This is a genomic window from Pyxidicoccus sp. MSG2 (assembly GCF_026626705.1).
GTDB lineage: Bacteria > Myxococcota > Myxococcia > Myxococcales > Myxococcaceae > Myxococcus.
Genome location: NZ_JAPNKC010000001.1, coordinates 9,826,937 through 9,844,272 on the forward strand (window position 1 = coordinate 9,826,937; position 17,336 = coordinate 9,844,272).

The window sequence follows — 17,336 nt, forward strand, 5'->3', positions numbered from 1 at the left end:
AAAGCACGGGGATGGAGGTCGCCGTCATCGGCATGGCGGGGCGGTTTCCCGGCGCGCCAGACATCGCCACCTTCTGGCGGAACCTGCGCGCGGGCGTGGAGTCCATCTCGTTCTTCAGCGAGGACGACGCGCGGGCGGCCGGCGTCCCCGAGTCGCTGCTGTCGCATCCGGACTACGTGAAGGCCTTCGGTGTGCTGGAGGGCGCCGAGGACTTCGACGCGCACTTCTTCGGCTACAACCCGCGCGAGGCGGAGACGCTGGACCCGCAGCAGCGCTTGTTCCTCGAGTGCGCGTGGGAGGCGCTGGAGAACGGCGGGTATGACCCGTCTCGCTACGAGCGGCCCATCGGCGTGTTCGCCGGGGCGGGGATGAACCTCTACCTGCTCCTCCACCTCTGGAACGGTCGCGTGCCGGAGGACCCGGCGGAGGCGCACCAGCTCTCGCTCGGCAACGAGAAGGACTACCTGGCCTCGCGCGTGGCCTACAAGCTGAACCTCCGCGGGCCCGCGCTCTCCGTCCAGACGGCGTGCTCGACGTCGCTCGTCGCCATCCACCTCGCCTGCCAGTCGCTGCTCAACGGCGAGTGCGACATGGCCCTGGCGGGAGGCGTGGGCCTGAGCCTGCCGCAGAAGTCCGGCTACCTGTTCCAGCCGGAGGGCATCCAGTCCCCGGACGGTCACTGCCGCGCGTTCGATGCGAAGGCCGCGGGCACGGTGGGTGGCAACGGCCTGGGCGTCGTGCTGCTCAAGCGCCTGCAGGACGCGCTGGACGATGGCGACTCCATCCTCGCGGTGGTGAAGGGCTCGGCCATCAACAACGATGGCTCGGGGAAGATTGGCTTCACCGCGCCGGGCGTCGAGGGACAGGCGGAGGTGATTCGCGCCGCACTGTCGCTGGCGGAAGTCCCACCGGAGAGCGTCTCCTTCATCGAGGCGCACGGCACGGGGACGGCGCTGGGCGACCCCGTCGAGTTCAAGGCGCTCGTGCGCGCCTACGGGGCCGGTGAGCCGGGCCGGTGCGCGCTGGGCTCGCTCAAGACGAACATCGGCCACCTGGACGCGGCGGCGGGCGTGGCCGGCTTCATCAAGGCCGTGCTCGCGCTCCAGCACCGGGAGCTGCCGCCCACGCTGCACTTCGAGCAGCCGAACCCGCGCATGGACTTCGCGCGCAGCCCCTTCTATGTGAACCGCGCGCTCCAGCCGTGGACCGTGCCGGGCGTGCGCCGGGCCGCGGTCAGCTCGCTCGGCATCGGCGGGACGAACGCGCACGTGGTGCTCGAAGAGGCTCCCGCGCGGAAGCAGGGCTCGCCGCCCCGCCCGGCGGACCTGGTGGTGCTGTCCGCGCGAAGCCCGGAGGCGCTGGAGGTCGCGACCGAGCGGCTCGCCGCGCATCTGGAGGCCCACCCGGAGGTGCCGTTCGCGGACGTCTGTCACACGCTCCAGGCCGGCCGGCGCGCCTTTCCGTACCGCCGCGCGGTGAGCGGCCGCAATGCCTCCGAGGTGACCGCCGCGCTGAAGGCCCGGGACACGTCGCGCGTGTGGAGCGGCCATGCGGAGGAGGAGGCGCGGCCCGTGTTCTTCCTCTTCCCGGGACAGGGCAGTCAGCACCCGGGCATGGGCCGCGCCGAGTACGACGGCGCGCCCGTCTTCCGGCGGGTGGTGGACGAGGGCGCGGCGCTGCTGCGCCCCCACCTGCGCGGCCTGGACCTGCGCACGGTGTTGTACCCCCCGGCGGACCTGGCGGAGGGCGCGGCGCAGCGGCTCCAGGAGACGTGGCTCGCGCAGCCGGCGCTCTTCCTGGTGGAGTACGCGCTGGCCCGCCAGTGGATGGCGTGGGGCGTCCAGCCCGGGGGCATGCTGGGCCACAGCATCGGTGAGCTCGTCGCCGCATGCGTGGCGGGCGTGTTCTCCTTCGAGGACGCGCTGGCGCTGGTGGCCGCGCGCGGGCGGCTGGTGCAGGACCTTCCCCGAGGGGCGATGCTCGCGGTGGAGCTGCCGGCGGAGCAGCTTCGCCCGCTCCTGGGGGACGCGCTGTCCCTGGCGGCCAGCAACGCCCCGGCGCTGTCCGTCGCTTCCGGAGAGGAAGAGGCCATCGCGGCGCTGGAGGCGCGGCTGGGGGAGCGCGGCGTGGGGTGCAAGCGGCTGCGCACCTCGCATGCGTTCCACTCGACGATGATGGAGCCGGCGCTGGCGGCCTTCGCCACGCGGATGCGGCAGGTGCGGCTGAGCGCCCCCTCTCTCCCGTATGTCTCCAACGTCACCGGGACGTGGATTTCCGACGCGGAGGCGATGGACCCGGACTACTACGTGCGGCACCTGCGTGAGAGCGTGCGCTTCTCCGAGGGGCTCGAAACGCTCCTTCGCGAGCGGCCCGTCTTGCTGGAGGTGGGGCCGGGCCGCGCGCTCGGGACGCTCGCGCGACTGCAGCCGGGCTTCGATGCGAGGCGTCCCCCCGTGGCATCGCTGCGCCGCGAGGCGGAAGCGGAGGACGCGGCGTCGCTGCTCGAGCCGCTCGGGCGCCTGTGGCTGGCCGGCGCGGTCATCGACTGGCGGGCGTACCGCGAGGGTGAGCGCCGGCACCGCGTGCCGCTGCCGGCGTATCCCTTCGAGCGCCAGCGCTGCTGGGTTGAGCGTGCGGCCTCCGCACAGGAATCTCACGCGCCCGGAGCGGCCCGCTCGCCGGACGGCCTGTACGTCCCGGCGTGGCGCGAGCTGCCGTCCCCGGCGCCTGACTCCGCCCGCGCCCGGGCGCCCATCGTCGTCTTCGCGGACGAGGACGGGCCCGGTGCGCGCGTGGTCCGGCACCTGGAGCGGCGGGGCTGCCGCGTCATCCAGGTGTCCACCGGAGCGCGCTTCGAGCAGCGGAGCGAGTCCGCGTACCAGCTCCGCCGCGACAGCGCGGAGGACCACCGAGCCCTCTGGGACGCCCTGTCCGGCCTGGAGCCCGGCACGGTGGTCCACGCCTGGGGCGTGGGCGGCGAGCGGAGTGCCCCCGCCTTCGCCAGCCTCGTCCACCTGGCGCGGGCCCCTCGCGGCCGGGCCCTGCACGTGGACGTGCTGACGGAGCGGCTCCATGCCGTCACGTCCGAGGAGCCGCTGGAGCCGGCCCGGGCCACGGCGCTCGGGCTGGCGCGCGTCCTCCCGCTGGAGCACTCGGGCGTGAGCTGCCGCACCCTCGACGTGACGCTCGAGGCGTGGCGCGGTGCGAGGGCGGACGCGACGGCGGCCCGGGTGGCGGCGGAAATCCTCGCCGTCCCCGAGCACCGGGCCGTCGCGCTCCGAGGCGCGCAGCGCTGGGTGGAGGACTTCGCCGCCTTCCGTCCCGAGACGGACGCGCCGCCGGAGGGAAGCGCCAGCGTGGTGGTGGGGCCGCTGTCCGGGCCGCTGCACGCCTTCGCGGAGGCGCTCGCGGGGCTGCCCGGCGCGCGCCTCGTGGTGGCGGGGCCTGCGGAGCCGGAGGCGGTCCGCGCCCTGGAGGTAGCGGGCGCGACAGTCTTCCGGGTGGAGGTGTCCCCCACCGCCGAGGGCGTGCGGACCGCCCTTCGCGCGGCGAGGGAGCGCTTCGGTCCGGTCGACGGGCTGGTGCTGGACCCGCTGGCGTACGCGTCGCCGGAGCCGTGTGCGCTGGAGACCCTGGCCACGCGGCCGGAAGGCTCGCGGGCGCTGGAGCGGCTCTCCTTTCTGCGCGAGCTGGAGGCGGTGGTGCGGGACGAGGCGCCGCGCCGCTGCTGGCTCCAGTCGTCGCTCGCGACGGCGGTGGGGGCGCTGGGGCAGGCCTCGCCCGTCGCCGAGGCCGCCTTCGCCGAGGCGCTCGCCCATGAGGGCAGCCGTCACGGTGACACGGCCTGGACGGTGGTGGCCTGGGACTTGTGGGAGGAGGCGGGGGATGCGCCGCGCCGGGCCTCGGGCGTCCGGCCGCTGACCCATGTGGAAGGCGTGCGTGCCTCGCGACGCATCCTGGCGGGCGGAGCTCCCTCCCGGGTGCTCGTGGCCACCGAGCCTCCACTGAAGCGCCTGCGCCTGCGGCGGCCCGAGGCGGCGGGGGAGTCTGCCCGCCATGCGCGTCCTCGGCTCCAGACGCCCTACAAGGCGGCGGAGAACGAGACCGAGCAGCACATCATCGAGCTCTGGCAGGAGCTGCTGGGCGTCGAGCGCATCGGCGTGGACGACGACTTCTTCGAGCTCGGCGGCCACTCGCTGCTCGCCACGCGAATCGCCGCGCGGCTCAAGGCCCTGTTCGGAGTCGAGGTGCCGTTGCGCAGGCTCTACGATGCGCCTACCGCCGCCCGGCTCGCGCTCGTCGTCGAGGAGCTCATCCTCGACGAGCTGGAGCGGGAGAACGCAAACCCACGAGAAGTCGAGGTTCGAGACACATGAAGCTGAACGAGCTGAGGTGCCTGGTGACGGGGGCGGCCAGCGGGCTGGGGCGCGCCATTGCCCTGGGGCTGTGCCGCGAGGGCGCGCGGGTGGCCGCTCTGGACATGAACGAGGCGGGGCTGGCCGTGCTCCAGGACGAGGCGCGCGGGCTGCCGGGCCCGCTGCTCACCCTCCGGGCGGACGTGACGCGCGAGGAGGAGGTCGTCGGCGCGGTGAAGCGCGCGAGCGAGGAGTTCGGCTCCCTCAACGGCCTGGTGAACAACGCGGGCATCTACCGCGACGGCGTGCTGGTGAAGGTGGACCGCAATGGCCGGGTGCTGAAGATGCCGCGGGCCCAGTGGCAGGTGGTCATCGACACGGACCTCACCGGGCCCTATCTGCTGGCCCGCGAGGTGGCGGCCCAGATGATTGAGAAGAAGGTGCAGCCGGGCATCATCATCAACGTTTCGTCCATCTCCCGCGCGGGCGTGCCGGGGCAGTCGAACTACTCGGCCGCGAAGGCCGGCGTCGTCGCGGACGCGCGCGTATGGGCGGAGGAGCTCGCCCCGTACGGCATCCGCGCGGCCGCCATTGCCCCGGGCTTCTTCAAGACGCCCATCCTCGAGGCGATGAAGCCCGAGACGATGGAGCAATGGCTGGCGAAGATTCCGATGAAGCGCCTGGGCGAGCCCGAAGAAGTCTTCTCGGCCGTGCGCTTCATCGTCGAGTGCGAGTACTTCAACGGAAGCTGCCTGGAGCTGGACGGCGGGCTGCGCGCATGAGCGGCGAGGCCCTGCTCGCGGACGTCGTCCTGCTGGGCGCCAACGGTGCGTTCGGTCGGACGCTGGCGCGGCTCCTCCAGTCCGAGGGCCTGCGGGTGACGGGAGTGGACCTGGCCCCGGAGGCGGCCGAGCCGGCCTCTCTGACGAGCTACCTCTCCGGAGACGCGACGGCGCCGTCCGCCGCGGTGCTCGGCGCGCTCGCCGGGGCCGGCGTGGTGCTGGCCAGCCTCCACGAGGACGTGGCGCTCCGTGCGCTTGGCGCCGTGCTGCCCCCGCTGCGGCCCGGGGCGCTGTTCGTGGACACGCTCTCCATCAAGAGCGGGATTGCCGCGCGGGTGGCCGCCGCGAGGGGAGACGTCGAGCACCTGGGCCTCAACCCGCTGTTCGGTCCCTCCGTGGGCTTCGCCGGGCAGAACGTGGCGGCGGTGTCCTCGCGCCGCGGCCCCCGGACCGAGGCCTTCCTGGCGCTGGTGGAGAAGTGGGGCTCGCGCGTCACCGTCCTCTCACCCGAGGGCCATGACCGCGCCATGGCCGCCATCCAGGTGGCCACGCACGCGGCGCTCGTGTCGTTCGGCGCGGCGCTGCACGGACTGGGCTTCCAGGTGGACGAGCTGCGCCACGTCACCACGCCGCCGCACCGGTTGATGCTGGCGGCACTGGCGCGGCTGGCCACGGGCAACCCGGAGGTCTACTGGGAAATCCAGCACTCCAACCCGTTCGCCGCCGAGGCGCGGCAGGCGCTCCAGGACGGCGTCGGGCGAGTGGTGGACGTCACCGGCAGCGGCGACGCGGAGGCCTGGCGGGGCCTGCTCGGGGATTGCCGGCAGGCCCTGGGAGGCCAGGCGGAAGCGTTCGCCGCGCTGTGCGCCGAACTCTTCCGCAAGGTGTGAGCCTTCCGGGCGCTCAGGCCCGGGTCAGCTCGCGCAGGTAGTTGCGGAAGAAGGGCACCCACTTCTCCCGGTCGTTGTCGATCATCGGCAGGAACTCGGGCGGCATGATGTGGTCCGACTCGAGCGCGTCGTAGATGCTGTTGGCGACGTTCCGGTACATCCGCGAGAAGGTTCGGTGCCAGCCGACGCGCGGAATGTTCATGCCGTGCTCGTAGCCCACTGCGGCGTAGTGCAGGACGGCATCCTCCACCGCCTCCTCGCGGGTGCGCAGCGCCAGCGGCCGGCGCTCCGGCTTGAAGAGCTTGAAGAGGACCTCGTGCTGGGCCGGCTTGCCGAACATGCGCCGGGCCAGGTCCTGGGCGAGCAACGGCGACAGGTGCAGCCCGTCCCGGTAGGTGCCGGTGAGGATCCACAGGCCGGGAATGGACGTGTCACCGACGATGGGGCAGCCGTCGATGGGCACGGGGCGGTTGCCCGCGTTCATCGTGACGATCTGCGCCGAGTGGTATGCGTAGGCGCGGTTGAGCTGGTCCAGCGCGCACTCGAGCAGGAAGAGCACGTTGTTGGCCACGGGCTTCTCGAAGGGCCGCGGGACGACGTGGTTCGTCGCGCCCACGTAGACGCGCTTGTCCCCGCGGTGGACGGCGTGCAGGCCGCACGCGAAGGCGCGGTTGGGCGTGCGGATGACGCCCGCCGGGGCGGCCACCTCGCTCTCCAGCACGATGGAGCAGCCACCACCGGGGAACACGCGAGGGATGCGGCGCGCCAGGTCGGGGTGCTGGTCCAGCACGGTCTGCGTGTCCACGCCGGCCGCCAGGAGCACCTTGTCGGCGGACAGCGTCTCGCCGCTGGCCGTCACCACGCCGGCCAGCTTGCTCCCTTCCAGCCTCAGGGAGACGACGGAGTCATCGACCAGGGTGATGCGCTCGCTGCGGCGGGCGCTGGCGGTATACGCGTTGAGCAGCGCGCCGGAGTCCACGGTGCCCTCGCCCGGGATGAAGAGGGCGCGCAGGGGGCGGCAGTCGTCCGCCGGGTCCAGGCCCGGAACCTTCCCCGGGTCGATCTCCTCGAAGGGCTCCTCGTACTTCGCGAGCGTCCGGCGGATCGCGTCGTAGTTCGCGTCCTCGATGGTGCCGGACATGTTGTTGTTGATGACGTACGTCCCGTTGCGGATGGTGACGTGGTCCTCCTTCGCGAGGCCGGCGTTCAGCCCCTCCACCCACTCGGGCCACAGCCGGGTGGCACGGTAGGCCAGGTCCACCTTGGTGCGGCCAATCTCCGTCTTCAGCAGCGTCGTGGTGATTTCCCCGAAGCAGCCCAGCATGGCGCCCGCGGCGACGGTCGCCGCGCGGGGGCGCGCGGCGGGTCCCACGATGGCGACGCGGATGCCGGGCTCCTGGAGCGTCAGCGCCCGCGCCGTCGCGTTCGCCAGCACGCCATTGCCCACCACGATCACGTCGAATGAACGGCTCATCACTTCTCCTGGAAGACGCAGCGGTTACGAGGATGTGGGCCCGTGCTAGCACAGCGGGTGCGCGGGGGCCCAGGCCGGAGGCCGCCGCGCCGCAACTGCCTGCCCGGCTAGCGGGCGCGGCGCAGCAGGAAGCCCACCACCAGCCCGGTGGAGTCCACGCGGCGGTCGATGGGCTGCTTCACCACCACCTCGAGGCCGCACCGCGCGAAGAGGGACTCCCAGAAGGCGTTGGGCTCCAGCCGCTGCGAGGTGAACGGGTGCAGCAGGTAGTACGGGTTGTAGAAGGCCAGGCCCAGCCCGTGGTGCATCAGCGTGGCGTCATCCAGGCGGTAGTCGACCTCCAGTGCGAGCAGGTGCATGTCCGGGAAGCGCTCGAACGCATCGCGCAGGAACTGCTCCACCGCCGCGTCGCCACCCTGGCCGAGAATCTCCTGGAGGACGAACGCCACGACGCCGAAGTCCGCGGGGAAGGACACCGGCGTCTTGACGAACTCCTGCGCGGGGGCACACGTGATCTGGACGCGCTCCCGCAGGCCATGCTTGCGCAGGTTCTCCTCGGCCACGTCACACCCACCCCGGGAGGGCTCCACGCCCCAGCCGCGGGCCTCGGGGAAGCTCTTGCACAGTTCCACGAGGTACTGGCCGCTGCCACAGCCCAGGTCGAGCACGTGACGCACGGTGCCCAGGTGGCGGCGCGCCATCGCGGAGGCCAGGGGGATGGTGTCCGTGGTGCTGATTTCATTGGCGCCGACGCCCACCTTCTTGCCGTCCCGCGAGGCGGGGGAGGCCCCCACCTTCAGCGCCTCGCCGAGCTGCATGAAGGTGCCCGCGTAGCCGCCGATGAACATGGTGTACCAGCCGCGGAACGCGTGGAGCTCGCGCGCCTTCGCCGTGAGGCGGAAGTGACCCGCGTCCTCCCGGAGGATGCCCTCGTTGCGGAGGTACTTCAGGAAGGCGGCCAGTCGGACTGCGTCCATGCCGTGCGCGCCCGCCAGGGCCTCGGTGGTGGCGCCATCACCCGACTCGAGGGTGGCGTACAGGCCCGTGTCGAAGAGGTGGTAGATGCCGACCGCGAGCACGTGCGCGCGGATGGGCTGGATGGCGTCGATGATCCGGTCCTCGGTCGGCTCGGGAGACGGGGGGCGGGGAGGGGTCATGACGACTTCCTGGAGAACAGGCGGGCGAGCAGGCCCACGCGGGTGGAAGGCTCATTGAGCCAGTCCGGCAGCAACGTGCGCCGGAGGATCTTCATTCGAGCGGAGCGGCCGATGACGTACCGCAGACGGGGGGAGGGGGACAGGGCGGCATGGCGGATGGTGCTGGCGACCTCGGAGAGGTCCCCGCCCATGGACTCCAGCCAGAGCGCCACGTCCGCCTCCATTCGCTGGGTGAGCGCGTAGTACGGCGACGCCGGGTCGAGCGCGCGGGCGGCGAGCTTGCGGTTCCGGGTGAGGATGGCCGTCTTGTAGAAGCCGCCGGGCTCGATGATGCAGACGGAGACTCCGAACGGGCGCAGCTCGTAGCGCAGCGACTCGCTGAGGCCCTCCACGGCCCACTTCGACGAGCAGTAGGCCGAGTACCCCGGGCCGGCGAACCGACCGGAGATGGACGAGACGTTGATGACGCGTCCGGAGCGCTGGCCGCGCAGGGTGGGCAGCACGGCGCGGGTGACGGCGGCGAGCCCGAAGAAGTTGGTCTCGAACTGGCTCCGCAGCTCCTCCTCGGAGAGGTCCTCGAAGAACCCATCCATGGCGAAGCCGGCGTTGTTGACGAGCACGTCCAGGCGGCCGTCCGCGGCGAGCACGCCGCGCACGGCCGAGTCGATGGAGGCGGGGTCCGTCACGTCCAGGCGAACCGTCTTCACCTGCACGCCCGCCTGGCGGGCGGCCTCGAGCAGGTCCGCGGAGCGGGAGGGCTCGCGCATGGAGGCCCAGACCTGGAACCCGTTGCGAGCCAGCTCGATGGAGGTGAAGAGGCCGATACCGCTGGATGCCCCGGTGACGAGAGCAACGGGTGCGGCCATCAGGAGCGGCTCCATCGGCGCCGGGGGCGCGCGGATTCGTGCTGCGTCGGCATGATATTGGGCGCGGAGGATTCAACAGAACTCCAGACATGGCCAGCGAAACCCTCGCATCGAAATTCCCTTCACTTCGAGCGTGGCTGTCCGCGCTCGCGGCCTTCGCACTGACGGTGTTGGCGGTGCTTCACGCCGCGCGGCCCACCGCGTCAGGCGCCGCGGACGCACCGGCGGACGCGTTCTCCGAGGCGCGCGCGCTGCCGCTGGTGCGGCACCTCACCGAGGACATCGGACTGAGGGTGGTGGGGACGGAGGGCTCCCGGCGTGCGTCGGAGGCGCTGGTGCGCCGGCTGCGCGAGATTCCGGGGCTGGAGGTCGAGGTGCAGGAGGTATCGGGGGGGCGGGTGGGTTGGAGGGCGCTCGACTACCGCGTGAGGAACGTGCTCGCCAGGCTGCCGGGTGGGTCGCCGGAGGCGCTGCTCCTGTCGGCGCACTACGACTCGCCGCCAGAGAGCGTGGGGGCGGCGGATGATGCGGCGGGTGTGGCGGTGATGGTGGAGGTGGCGCGGGCGCTCGCCGCGTCGGGCCGGCTGCCGCGCACGGTGGTCTTCAACTTCAACGAGGGGGAGGAGGAGGGGCTGCTCGGGGCGGACGGCTTCATGCGTCATCCATGGGCACGGGACGTGCGGGCCTTCATCAACCTGGAGGCCGCGGGAGCGCGGGGCAAGGCGCTGCTCTTCCAGGTGAGCGAGGGCGACGCCGTGATTGCCCGGGCGTACCAGCGGGCCTTCCCACAGCCGTGGGCGATGGCCGTCGCGCAGGACCTCTTCCAGGGTGGGTTGGTGCCGTCCGATACGGACTTCCGGGTGTACCAGGAGCACGGGCTGCGGGGCCTGGACCTCGCGTTCTACGAGGACGGGTACGCGTACCACTCGGCGCTGGACCGACTGGAGCGGCTGGAGCCGGGTGGAATCCAGCAATTGGGCGAGGGCGTCCTGGCGCTGGTGCGTGAGTTGGCGCGGACGCCGCTGCGGACGGGTGGGGACACGTCCGAGCCGGTCGTCTTCTACGACGTGCTCGGCAGGTGGATGGTGGTCCACTCGCGCACGGCGGCGGTGGTGCTCGCGGCGGCAGTCACGTTGCTCGCGCTCGCAGTGTTGGGGGTGGGGCTGCGGCGTGGGGTGCTCCAGGGCAGGCGGCTGCTCGGTGGAGTGGGGCGGGGCGCGAGCATGCTGGTGGCGGGGGTGGCGGTCCCCGTGTTGGCCTCGCTGGGCCTGACGCTGCTGGGGCGGACGCATGGGTGGTACGCGCATCCCTGGCTGGCGGTGGTGGGCTTCGGCGCGCTGTCGCTGGCGGGTGGGGTGGGCGCGGGGGCGCTCGTGTCCCGTGGGCGGGGCGAGCCCGTGGAGGAGCGGGCGACGCACGGTGCGGCGGGGGCGGTGGTGCTCTGGCTGGTGGCTCTGTGGGCGCTGAGCGCTGCGGGGCTGGGGTCGGCGTACGTGGCGCTGTGGATGGCGGCGGGGGCGGCCCTGGTGCTCGTGGTGCGGATGTTCCTGCCACGTGTGGGGGTGCCGGTGCAGTGGTGGCTGCTGGTGCCGTCGCTGTGCGTGCTGGGGCAGTTCGTGCGGTGCATCCTGGTCTTCTTCATCCCGGCCGCGGGCCGTATGTCGTTGGGGGTCTCGTTTGAACCGGTGATTGCGGGCGTCGTGGGGTTGGGGGGCGCGGCGGCGCTGCTGCTCGCGGCGGGGCCCGTGGAGGCCTCGGGTGCGCGGAAGCGGGTGCTGGGGGTTGTGGCGCTCGTGGGGGTGGCCGGGTGGGCCGCCATGGCGGTGGTCCCCGTCTACGACGCGGAGCACCCGAAGCGGATCCGCGCGGAGCGCAAGGTGGGGGGGGAGGGGCAGCGCTGGAGCCTGCTGGACGAGGACGCTCCCGCGCTGGAGCACGCGCTGCGCGGGGGGGGCTGTTCCCGGGTGGATGCGGGCTGGAGAGGTGACGAGGCTTGTGAGAGCGCGCTGGAGCGTGCGCCTGCGGTGGACGCGGGCATGCGAGTGCTCTCGTCGGAGGGTGAGGCGGGAGGGCTGCGCACGGTGTCGTTGGAACTCGAGGCGCGGGGGGCCTTCGCCATCGACATCACGGTGCCTTCGCAGTCCGTGGTGGCATGGACCTCACCGCTGCCGCGGTTGTTCGCGCCGGAAGACCCGTACACGGTCCGCGTGATTGCCCCACCCGCGGAGGGATGGAAGACGACGCTCACGCTGAAGGGGGACGGGCCGGTGCCCGTGTCCATCGAGCGGCGATACCTTGCGAATGGGGCACTTCAGACGAAGCTGGAGGCGATGCTCCAGCCGTGGACCACGGCGGACCTCGTCGTGGTGGAGACGGCGAGCGCGTCACTCCCGTGAGGACGGGGTGCAATGCGGAGGGGGGCTGAAGTAGGTTGCCGGCAAGTTGGCGCACGAGTGGCGGAACTGGCAGACGCAGCGGACTTAAAATCCGCTGACCCGCAAGGGTCGTCCGGGTTCGATCCCCGGCTCGTGCACTTCTATTCGGCCAGAGGTATTGGGGATTTTTGGCTAAGTCGCGCATGTGACGCCAATGTGCCCACTGGCCGCTGCTGCAAGGCCCGCACGATGTCCCAACTGGCCTCGTCAGTCATGAGGCAGTTGCTCCGCCACTCAAGGCGGACGATGTCCGCACATGGCTGGCGGGGTCGGGAGCGAGGTAGGTCCGCTTGGCATGCCAGCAGGCACCCGAGCCCCTCAACTGCCGCTCATTCAGTGCGGCCACATCCCCTGGGGCGCATCCTCACGGGCAAGAGCCAGTGCGTCGGCTTCGGTCAGGCAGTGTCCAAAGCTTCAGCGACTAGACGATGAAGGGAGGCGTCCTTGGATCCGAAAGCCCTACTGCTGCGGGCGTTATCCACGCCCTATGAGGCCCTTGACCCTCGGGTGATCGACTTCGCGGGACAGAGCACGTCGGTGCAGCCCGTTCGCCCTTTTCTGGACCAGTGCCGGGCGCGTCTGGAATCAGCGGGTGGCGCCGGCCTGTGCGCGGTATTGGAGGAGTGGTTGGTTCCGGACCGGCGCTTCGACACGGCCTGGGATCCGATATTCGGTACCGTCCGGAGGCTCAGGCGGGACAAGACGACAGAAGACCTCGAGCGTCACGCCGCCACGCTCGGGTTGAAACTGCACGCGGAGGGCTTCATCGAAGGGGAGTGGCGCTTGTCGCTGGGCGGCCAACACCGGCTGCTGTGGGGGACATGGCTGCTGCCACCGGCAGAGGAGGTGGCCGTGAGGGCTCGTTCCAACGAAGTCTCGCTGGACCTTCGGCTCGGGGACGCCATCCGTCGTGTCGAGGGCCGGCGCTCCGGCGCGAAGTGGGTGCTGGATGGGGCGGACCCGTTGGCGGTCATCGAGGATCCACGCTTCCCCGTGGCGTTCCTCCCTCCCTCTCTGCTCGTCGGGAGCGAGTACGACGCAATCCGCGCGACGGTTGCCACCGACGTACCCGACACCTTCCGGGCTGCTTGGTCGGAGGCCCTCACCCTGCTGAGCCAGCACGCCCCCAGGTTCTCACCCTGGGTGAAGCGCTTCATCCGGAACATCATCCTGTTGCGCAATGAAGACGGAGCCCTCCGCAGCAACAGCTATCCCGATCTCCCCGGGCAAATCCAGATGTCCATGTCAGACAACCCTGCGGCCATTGCGGAGATGCTCATCCACGAGGCTTGTCATCAGCACTTCTTCCTGGCGAACCGTTTCGGGCCGGTGCACGACGGCTCGGACGACACGCTCTACTGGTCCCCCGTGCAGCAGCGAGGCCGGCACATCCGCTACATTCTCTTCGCGTACCACGCGTTCGCCAACGTCGTGCTCTATTACCGCGCTTGCCGCGCTGCCGGAATCGAGCCGCGTGACGGATTCTACGAGCGAGAGGAGCCACAGCTTCTCCCCCAGCTGAAAGAGCTGGAGAGACCGCTGCGTGAGAGTCCCGCCCTGACCCCGCTAGGGCGTAACCTGTTCGAGCCCTTGAGCACCCGGATTCACTGAGTCCGTCCAGTGACACAGCTCTTCGCCGGGAGGGCCGCAGCGGGTGCTCAGCCGTTGGCAGCCCGCCGCTCGAAGACGGCCTGGGGTTGCATCAGGTTTCGCTCCAGCAAGGCCTTCGCACGCTCATAACTCAGCGGCACAAGGCCGACCTTCTCCCGGGTCGCGGGCGTCATCTGTTCGAGCACCCTGTTCTGGATGTGGGTGACGAGCTTCATCAAGTCCTTGCAGTACACCGAGGGATTGTCGAAACCGTTCTTCTTGCTGAAGCGGTGGGGCAGATACCCGCCGCCGCACACCTCGTGGACCGGGCACTGCTTACAGGTGTCGCTCAGGCTCTGGCCGCTCAGGTGATAGTCCCTGGCCAGTTCGGTGTTCAGCGCCTCATCGAACTCATGTGTCAGCACGTTGGCGCCGAGCTTGGTGAAGCCGTCGCCGCAGATGGTCAGCGAGCCGACCGGCTCGATACCCCCGTCCGTTTCGATCACCAGGACTTCATTCTTACTCGGCCCGAACGTGTCCAGGACCGACTGTCCCCCCAGTAGCTCGGTCATGATCTCCTGGAAGAAGCGGATCCTTATCGTGACGGGTCTTTCGAGGAACCATCGGTCGAAGATGGCGATCAACCAGTCGGCATATGGCGCGTCGGAGCTGCCCCATCCAAGGTATGGCCGGTCATGGGTCGCCTCGGGCAGGAGGAAGTCCACCGTCCTGACGCCCAACTCCTTCAGGTGCTCGTACACTGCGATGGGATCAGACTGGATGTTGATGACGCTAAGGATGCTCAGCGGAATGCGGACGTGCGGGGACGCGAGGACCGTGTCGATACCTCGCCGTGCGGCGTCATAGGAGCCCCGGCCAGCGTGATCCACCCGGTACTTGTCATTGACCTCCCGGGGACCATCCAGGCTGATGCCGATACGGACCTTGAGCGAAGCCAGGAGGCTGCACCACTCGTCCGTCAGCAACGTCCCATTGGTCTGCAAGGTAAAGACTGGCGTCACGTCGGGCAGCAAGATACGTCGGGCCTCCTCCACGAAGTGGGAATAGAACTCCGGGCCGGCCAGCAGCGGCTCTCCGCCGTGAAAGATGAAGAGGAAGGACTTCACTCCGTGCTGCAGGCAATGGGACCGCACCCGTTGCAGTAGAGCGCTCACCACCTTGCGAGACATCGTCTTGGGCTGCCGTTTCCAGGTGCTATCACCGAGGTTGTACACGTAGCAGTACGTGCAGTTGAGGTTGCACCGGCTGGCGACCTTGAGCACCAGCATCTGCACCCGCATGTCGGACGAAGCTTCCTTGGAACGCATTGGCGGCTCTCTTCTGCTCTGTGGATTTGCTCGCGCGAGTCTTCCGGCGCGAGGCTCCAGCCTCGTAAAGCCAGGCACTAAAAAATGCGGCGACAGGCCTGGCGTGCTTGGCGCACATCCGGCTTGTCGCCGCTATTGCTACAACACGGAAGCAGGGCGATTAAGCCTTGCTCCACTTGGCGTAGCCGCCAATCTCAAGCCAATCAGCCTCGACTTCATCAGCGCTCTCCAGCAGACCGGCGTACACCGTCTTGAGCACGTCGTTGTCGATCTCCTCGAGTTCCACCTTCTTCGCCTCGGCCTGGTCCGTCACCTTGAACTTCATGGCTGTCTCCTGCGGTTCATCCTTCGGGGAAATTGATTGAAGGAGTGATGTCTATCTATCGTGCAAGTCCTGATGAGTTGTCAAGACGGCCAAATTCTTGTCATGAGTATGCTTTCTCGTCAGGCAGCCAAGCGTGAGCGACGTTTCCGCCCACCTGTGGCTCAGCAGGGTGTAACGGAAGCGGCACGCACGGAGTCGTCCCCACATCCTGGGCAGATGGCGTCACGAAAGCCGCGATGTATGTGAATGGGCTTGGAGCGGTGGCGTTCGCGACAGCAGTTGCTCGACCGTCATCCCGGGCAACAACTGGTGGCCCATGCGGTGCCGGTGTGTGCTGGCCTGCGCGTACAGCTTGCCATACTGGCCGCCGGTTCCTGCTCCATGTCTGCGGGGCCTCGCTGAAGCATGGCTCCCTCGGGTCTCGGAGCGGCTCTTCACCGAAAGAATCGCGGCAGTGAAGGGGCACCTTCTCGTGCACGGAGCTGTGGGCGAAGGCGGTCACCACTGTGGACGGCGGGCCCTGCTCGACGAGAGCGCCAGGATTGGGAGCCCGGCGGACGCACACGGCTGGCGCGCGAGCCCTCCTCGAAGTGCCCTCCCGCGCCTGCGCTTCGCGGAGGCCGCCTTGCGTGCCCGTTTGGCAGTATCTTCTGCATCACGCGGCACTTGGTACGCGCGCCAGCCAGGCGGCTGGCGGGTGCCTGGCCGCGAGAAGCGGAGTCGCCTAGAGGCGTGCCCCGCCCAGGGACATCTGCTGTGTCACGGCGGCGAGTAGATGCTTGGCGTTGTCGTAGGTCAGCGGCGTCAGTCCCAGCTTGACGCGAGCAGTGCCGGGGAGTTGCTCAAGCACCCTGTTCTGGACATGGGTGATGAGCTTCATCAGGTCCTTGCAGTACACCGAGGGGTTATCGAACCCGTTCTTCTGGCTGTGGCGATGGGGCAGGTACCCTCCGCCGCAGACTTCCTGGATGGGACACTTCGAGCAGGTCGCGCACAGCTTCTCGCCGCTGAGGTTGTAGGCAGAGGCAAGCTCGGTGTTCAGTGCGTCGTCGAACTCGCTCCTGAGGACATTCGCGCCAAGCTTGGTGAAGCCGTTGCCGCATACCTTGAGCGAGCCGATGGGCTCGATGCTGCCATCCGCCTCCACCACCAGCACCTCGTTGCGGTTGGTGCCGAGGCTGTCAATCGTGGACTTCTTGCCGAGAACCTGGCTGATGATGCCATTGAAGACGCGGATCTTCATTGGCACCGGCTTCTCGTGGAACCACCGGTCGAAGATCTGGATGAGCCAGTCGGCGTAGGGCGTCTCGGAGCCGGCCTTGACGGGGTAGGGCCGATCATGCGTCGCTTCCGGGAGCAGGAAGTCCACCGCGGAGAGGCCTATCGACTTGAAGTGCTCGTAGATGGCCACCGGGTCGGTGTCGGGGTTGATGACCGTCAGGAGCGAAGGGGCACTCTGGATGTGCGGGGAGCTCTTGACAACCTCGATGCCTCGCCGGACGGCGGCGTAGGAGCCCTTTCCGGCGTGGTCCACCCGTGTCAGGTCGTTGATTTCCGGTGGGCCGTCCAGGCTGATGCCGATGCTGATGCCCAGTTCCGAGAAGAGCCTGCACCACTCCTCGGTGAGCAGCGTCCCATTGGTCTGCAGAGTGAAGACGGGGGCCACCTCCGGCTCCAGGACGCGCTTGGCCTCAGTCACGAAGTCGATGAAGAATTGCTGCCCGCACAGCAACGGTTCCCCTCCGTGGAAGACGAACACGAAGACAGGGAGTTTGTGGCGCAGTGCGTGTGTCCTAACCCGTTGAATCAGGCTCCTCATTACATGGGGAGGCATGACCTTGGGCTGCTGCTTCCAGGTGTTGTCCCCCACATTGTAAACATAGCAGTAGGTACAGTTCAGGTTGCAGCGGCTGGCGACCTTGAGCACCAGCAGCTTGACCTTGAGGGCATTTGATTCGTCCTGGGGCGTCATTGGCTTGTTCCTTTGCCGTTGAAGGGGGATGAAAGACTCTAGACGGCTGATAGGGATTCCCGAGCAGATGGCCGTGGGAGGTCATGGCTCCCTGCTTGCTCTTCCCAATCGGTGGATGGGGCCCGCACGGCCCCGCTGCACCTTCGTGGAATGCGAGGCCAA

At 69.5% G+C, this 17,336-nt stretch carries 11 protein-coding genes and 1 tRNA gene; 6 read left to right on the top strand and 6 right to left on the bottom strand.

From position 1 onward, the window contains the following. Positions 1-11: 11 nt before the first annotated feature. Genes OV427_RS38480 through OV427_RS38490 form a run of 3 tightly spaced genes read left to right on the top strand, consistent with a single transcriptional unit; the run spans position 12 to position 6,027 of the window. Positions 12-4,376 carry a beta-ketoacyl synthase N-terminal-like domain-containing protein gene (locus OV427_RS38480; RefSeq protein ID WP_267861209.1) on the top strand — a complete coding sequence of 1,455 codons (4,365 nt, stop codon included), beginning with the start codon at positions 12-14 and terminating at the stop codon, positions 4,374-4,376. Further along, entirely contained in the window at positions 4,373-5,137 is a 765-nt protein-coding gene (locus OV427_RS38485) for an SDR family oxidoreductase (RefSeq protein ID WP_267861210.1), read from the top strand. The genes OV427_RS38480 and OV427_RS38485 overlap by 4 nt, the downstream gene beginning before the upstream one ends. After that, complete coding sequence (locus tag OV427_RS38490; RefSeq protein ID WP_267861211.1) at positions 5,134-6,027, top strand: prephenate dehydrogenase dimerization domain-containing protein; 894 nt, start codon at positions 5,134-5,136, stop codon at positions 6,025-6,027. The genes OV427_RS38485 and OV427_RS38490 overlap by 4 nt, the downstream gene beginning before the upstream one ends. Positions 6,028-6,040: 13 nt before the next feature. On the opposite strand, the gene OV427_RS38495 is transcribed toward OV427_RS38490, so the two are convergent. The 3 genes from OV427_RS38495 to OV427_RS38505 form a co-directional block, all read right to left on the bottom strand. Next, positions 6,041-7,501: an NAD(P)/FAD-dependent oxidoreductase gene (locus tag OV427_RS38495; protein ID WP_267861212.1), complete on the bottom strand. Its 1,461-nt coding sequence runs from the start codon at positions 7,499-7,501 to the stop codon at positions 6,041-6,043. 107 nt (positions 7,502-7,608) lie between these two features. Beyond that, positions 7,609-8,658 carry a methyltransferase domain-containing protein gene (locus OV427_RS38500; RefSeq protein WP_267861213.1) on the bottom strand — a complete coding sequence of 350 codons (1,050 nt, stop codon included), beginning with the start codon at positions 8,656-8,658 and terminating at the stop codon, positions 7,609-7,611. Then, the gene (locus tag OV427_RS38505; protein ID WP_267861214.1) at positions 8,655-9,524 is read right to left on the bottom strand and encodes an SDR family NAD(P)-dependent oxidoreductase; all 870 of its coding nucleotides are present in this window, start codon (positions 9,522-9,524) and stop codon (positions 8,655-8,657) included. The genes OV427_RS38500 and OV427_RS38505 overlap by 4 nt, the downstream gene beginning before the upstream one ends. A gap of 89 nt (positions 9,525-9,613) precedes the next feature. Between OV427_RS38505 and OV427_RS38510 the strand changes: the two genes are divergently transcribed. From OV427_RS38510 to OV427_RS38520, 3 genes are all read left to right on the top strand, one after another. Further along, positions 9,614-11,920: a M28 family metallopeptidase gene (locus OV427_RS38510; RefSeq protein ID WP_267861215.1), complete on the top strand. Its 2,307-nt coding sequence runs from the start codon at positions 9,614-9,616 to the stop codon at positions 11,918-11,920. Between the two features lie 51 nt (positions 11,921-11,971). Then, positions 11,972-12,057: transfer RNA gene (locus tag OV427_RS38515), tRNA-Leu, on the top strand. Positions 12,058-12,403: 346 nt separating this feature from the next. After that, on the top strand, positions 12,404-13,570 hold the full coding sequence (locus OV427_RS38520) for an aKG-HExxH-type peptide beta-hydroxylase (protein WP_267861216.1): 1,167 nt from the start codon (positions 12,404-12,406) through the stop codon (positions 13,568-13,570). A gap of 47 nt (positions 13,571-13,617) precedes the next feature. Here OV427_RS38520 and OV427_RS38525 read toward each other — a convergent pair whose 3' ends face one another. The 3 genes from OV427_RS38525 to OV427_RS38535 form a co-directional block, all read right to left on the bottom strand. Then, positions 13,618-14,877 (bottom strand): radical SAM protein, encoded by a 1,260-nt coding sequence (locus OV427_RS38525; protein ID WP_267861217.1) that lies wholly within the window; start codon positions 14,875-14,877, stop codon positions 13,618-13,620. Between the two features lie 160 nt (positions 14,878-15,037). Further along, positions 15,038-15,202 (bottom strand): hypothetical protein, encoded by a 165-nt coding sequence (locus OV427_RS38530; RefSeq protein ID WP_267861218.1) that lies wholly within the window; start codon positions 15,200-15,202, stop codon positions 15,038-15,040. Between the two features lie 724 nt (positions 15,203-15,926). Next, positions 15,927-17,174 carry a radical SAM protein gene (locus tag OV427_RS38535; RefSeq protein WP_267861219.1) on the bottom strand — a complete coding sequence of 416 codons (1,248 nt, stop codon included), beginning with the start codon at positions 17,172-17,174 and terminating at the stop codon, positions 15,927-15,929. Positions 17,175-17,336: the final 162 nt, after the last annotated feature.